Source organism: Polaribacter sp., assembly GCF_965656025.1.
Classification (GTDB): Bacteria; Bacteroidota; Bacteroidia; order Flavobacteriales; family Flavobacteriaceae; genus Polaribacter.
Genome location: NZ_CBFHJT010000019.1, coordinates 33,503 through 37,094 on the forward strand (window position 1 = coordinate 33,503; position 3,592 = coordinate 37,094).

Annotated in this window: 4 protein-coding genes; 1 reads left to right on the forward strand and 3 read right to left on the reverse strand. The window is 29.6% G+C overall.

All coding sequences use genetic code 11. From position 1 onward, the window contains the following. Window positions 1-52: 52 nt before the first annotated feature. Window positions 53-1,345, forward strand: coding sequence for a tyrosine--tRNA ligase (gene tyrS / locus ACTG3S_RS05435; RefSeq protein WP_439128352.1), 1,293 nt, complete (start codon window positions 53-55; stop codon window positions 1,343-1,345). Window positions 1,346-1,425: 80 nt separating this feature from the next. Here the strand turns inward: tyrS and ACTG3S_RS05440 are convergent, their stop codons facing one another. From ACTG3S_RS05440 to ACTG3S_RS05450, 3 genes are read right to left on the reverse strand one after another with little or no spacing between them, the layout of a single operon-like run. Continuing rightward, complete coding sequence (locus tag ACTG3S_RS05440; protein ID WP_439128353.1) at window positions 1,426-1,863, reverse strand: YHS domain-containing (seleno)protein; 438 nt, start codon at window positions 1,861-1,863, stop codon at window positions 1,426-1,428. Window positions 1,864-1,917: 54 nt separating this feature from the next. Then, the gene (gene mscL, locus ACTG3S_RS05445; protein WP_439128354.1) at window positions 1,918-2,373 is read right to left on the reverse strand and encodes a large conductance mechanosensitive channel protein MscL; all 456 of its coding nucleotides are present in this window, start codon (window positions 2,371-2,373) and stop codon (window positions 1,918-1,920) included. A gap of 11 nt (window positions 2,374-2,384) precedes the next feature. Further along, complete coding sequence (locus tag ACTG3S_RS05450) at window positions 2,385-3,359, reverse strand: LuxE/PaaK family acyltransferase (protein ID WP_439128355.1); 975 nt, start codon at window positions 3,357-3,359, stop codon at window positions 2,385-2,387. Window positions 3,360-3,592: the final 233 nt, after the last annotated feature.

Consider the following 3,592-nt stretch of genomic DNA (forward strand, 5'->3'; position numbering starts at 1 on the left):
TGTCAAAATGACAAGTTTTATATTTCAAAAGGTTTAATCCAATTAATTATTGATGAAAAATTTTATAGAAGAATTACAATGGAGAGGGATGTTGCATGATAGCATGCCAACTACAGAAGCACATTTATTGGAAAGCATGAGAAGTGCTTATGTAGGTTTTGATCCAACTTCAGACTCTTTGCATATTGGTAATTTAGTACCCATTATGTTGTTGGCACACTTTCAAAGATGTGGGCACAAACCTATTGCTTTGGTAGGTGGTGCTACTGGTATGATTGGAGATCCTTCTGGTAAATCTGCAGAACGTAATTTATTAGACGAAAAAACATTACGTCATAATCAAGAAGCCATTAAAGCACAATTAAGTCACTTTTTAGATTTTGCTTCAGATGCTGAAAATGCTGCTGTTTTAGTTAATAATTACGATTGGATGAAAGATTTTTCTTTCCTAGAATTTATACGTGATGTTGGTAAGCACATTACTGTAAATTATATGATGGCAAAAGATTCTGTAAAAAATAGAATTGGGTCAGAATCTAAAGAAGGGATGTCTTTTACAGAGTTTACTTATCAATTAGTGCAAGGTTATGATTTTTTACATTTGTATCAAAACAACAACGCTTCTATACAAATGGGAGGTTCTGATCAATGGGGAAATATAACTACAGGAACAGAATTAATTAGAAGAATTGGTGGTGGAAAAGGATATGCAATTACTTGTCCATTAATAACAAAGTCTGATGGCTCTAAATTTGGAAAATCTGAAGGAGGAAATGTTTGGTTAGATGCCAACAGAACATCACCCTACAAATTTTACCAATATTGGTTAAATACTTCTGATGAAGATGCAGAAAAATACATTAAAATATTTACTTTTTTAGAGAAAGAAACCATAGATACTTTAATTGAAGAACATAAAGAAGCACCACATGCACGTATTTTGCAAAAACGTTTAGGTGAAGAAGTTACCTTGCTAGTACATGGTAAAGAAGCTTACGAAAATGCAATAAAAGCGTCGGCTATTTTATTCGGAAAAAGTACTGCAAGCGATTTAAAATCTTTAGACGAACAAACATTTTTAGATGTTTTTGATGGTGTGCCACAAGCTACTGTTTCTAAAGATGATGTTTCAGAAGGTTTGGATATGATTGGAGCTTTAGCTGCAAAAACAAACTTTTTAAAATCGAATGGAGAAGTTAGAAGAGCCTTAAAAGAAAATGCTATTTCTGTAAATAAAGATAAGGTAAAAGAAGATTTTACCATTACAAAAGAAGATTTAATTGCTGATAAATATGTGTTGTTACAACGTGGTAAAAAAACATACTATTTATTAGTTGTAGCTTAGTTTAAGTTTCTTTAAAGAAAAAGCCCCTTCAAACATTTTTTGCTTGAAGGGGCTTTTGGCATATATAAAATCAACTAGTACTAATTGATGAGTTTTAACCAATTGGCATCTGCCTTTTTTCTTAATTGTTCTGCACCTTCTTCTTGCCACATTTTTAATGTATTGGTGCCCCAAGAATTGTAAAAGAGGTATAATTTACCGTCTCTAATCTCAAAAGTTTCTGGGTCTATAGATACTTTTTTACCTTTTGCCCCAATTGCATAAGCACAATAGCCACCATAAGCTGGTATATATTTTTGAGGATCTTTTTTAAAAGTTTCTAAATTTTCTTTGGTAGCAAACTTAAATTTTACATTGTTGTAAGTCGTAGTAAATTTCTTGTTACCTTCTATTGCTTTGTTAGAAAAGTAGGCAACAACATCATAGCCTTCTGCTGTGTAGCCTTTTTTTAAGTTGTAATCTTGTGCTGTTAAACTTGCATAAACTACAAGAAATAAAATAATTGTTAATTTTTTCATCTAGTTGGTTTTTAACTTTGTCGATGAAAATTTTTAAAGTTTACATATTGGCTATTATTTTTCTGCTAAAACTTTCATCAAATAAGCGTTTTGCTTTTCTAATAGTTCATTGGTTTTAGTCATTAATTCTATATTTTTAGGTGTAGCAATTGTTTTGTTTTTAGGGTCATCTGCTTTCTTTTTAAGAGCATTCATCACTTTTACAACTAAAAAAACAGTAAAAGCAATCACTAAAAAATCGATACCTGCTTCTATTAATTTACCATATCCAATAGCTATTTCTTCGATACCTTTTGTGTCATTATTATTAACAGCTTCTCTTAAAATAATTTTTCTATTTGCCCAGTTTCCACCATCTGTCATAAAAGATAATGGAGGCATTAACACCTCTTTTACCAAAACATTTACAACTTTATTAAATGCTGTACCAATAATAACACCAATGGCAATATCTATCATGTTCCCTTTTACAGCAAACTCTTTAAATTCTTCTATTAATTTAAATTTCATTTTTCTTGTTTTTATAATACCATTAAATTACAGCCTCTAATGTCTGAATTGTCAAAACGTCCAACAATTTCAAAAGTGCCATTTTTATAAGTTTTCCCTAAATCTTGTGTAGCAATAAAAGAGCAAGAATTGTAATTTGCCAAATCTATTACATTTATACCTCCATTTTTTTCGGTAGTATTTATAGTTAAAGCATCTTCTGTGTCTCTGGTTAAAATTTGCATCCAAGGTGGAGTTTCAAAAATTCCATCTCCTTTAGAATAAGCTTGACTTAATAATTCTGTCATGCCATATTCTGAGTGAATTTTATCTACAGAAAAACCCTTTTTTAAAATTGTATGCAACTCTTGTCTAATGATTTCTTTTCTTCTTCCTTTCATACCACCAGTTTCCATAATTATAGTGTTTTTTAGGGCAAATTGTTCCATCTCTATTAAATCTAACAAAGCAAAAGAAACCCCAATTAACAATACTTTCTGTCCTTTTTTGTCTAATTCTATTATTTTTTTTGCTAGTTCATCTAAATTATTTAAATAAAAACCACTTTCTATATTGTTAGATTTTCTTATTAAATCATCTACCATAAAAACCAAAGAAGAGCCTTTACGTTCTAAATAATTAGGCAATAGAGCCAATACAACATAGTCTTCTACATTGCCATAAAAATGAGCAAATCCTTTGAAGTAACTTTGTTTGTAAATATTGATATCAGTTACAAAATGTTTGCTGGTAACACTACCTGTTGTACCAGAACTTGTAAAAATTTCATCAATTTCATCTATAGAGGAAAGTACTTTTCTACTTTTAAAAAATTGAATTGGTAAAAAAGGGATGTCTTTTACCTGGGTAATTTCTGAAGGATGTTTGTATAATAAATCGCAAAAAGACCTATAAACCTTGTTGTTTTTAAATTGATGATTAAAAACTGTTAAGGCAATTTTAGTAAATTCTTCTTGAGATTGTATGTTAAATATTTTTTCTTGCATAAACTTTTACAAAAATAACATTATTGCACGCAACCTTTTACTAATTTTTGCATCTTATAAAAAAGAATTTTAAAGATGATTAAAAAAATAATTATACTGTTTCTACTTGTAGCTTTTTTTTCTTGTGAGGAAAACCAAGAAACAACAATATATACAGATAATCTCTTATTAGGTAATTGGATAGAACGTGTTTATAATAATACAGATGAAACCATCACCTTTAAAAGAGGAGA

Coding starts and splice junctions, on each gene's coding strand:
- tyrS (WP_439128352.1), top strand. CDS start 53: ATGAAAAATTTTATAGAAGAATTACAATGGAGAGGGATGTTGCATGAT.
- ACTG3S_RS05440 (WP_439128353.1), bottom strand. CDS start 1,863: ATGAAAAAATTAACAATTATTTTATTTCTTGTAGTTTATGCAAGTTTA.
- mscL (WP_439128354.1), bottom strand. CDS start 2,373: ATGAAATTTAAATTAATAGAAGAATTTAAAGAGTTTGCTGTAAAAGGG.
- ACTG3S_RS05450 (WP_439128355.1), bottom strand. CDS start 3,359: ATGCAAGAAAAAATATTTAACATACAATCTCAAGAAGAATTTACTAAA.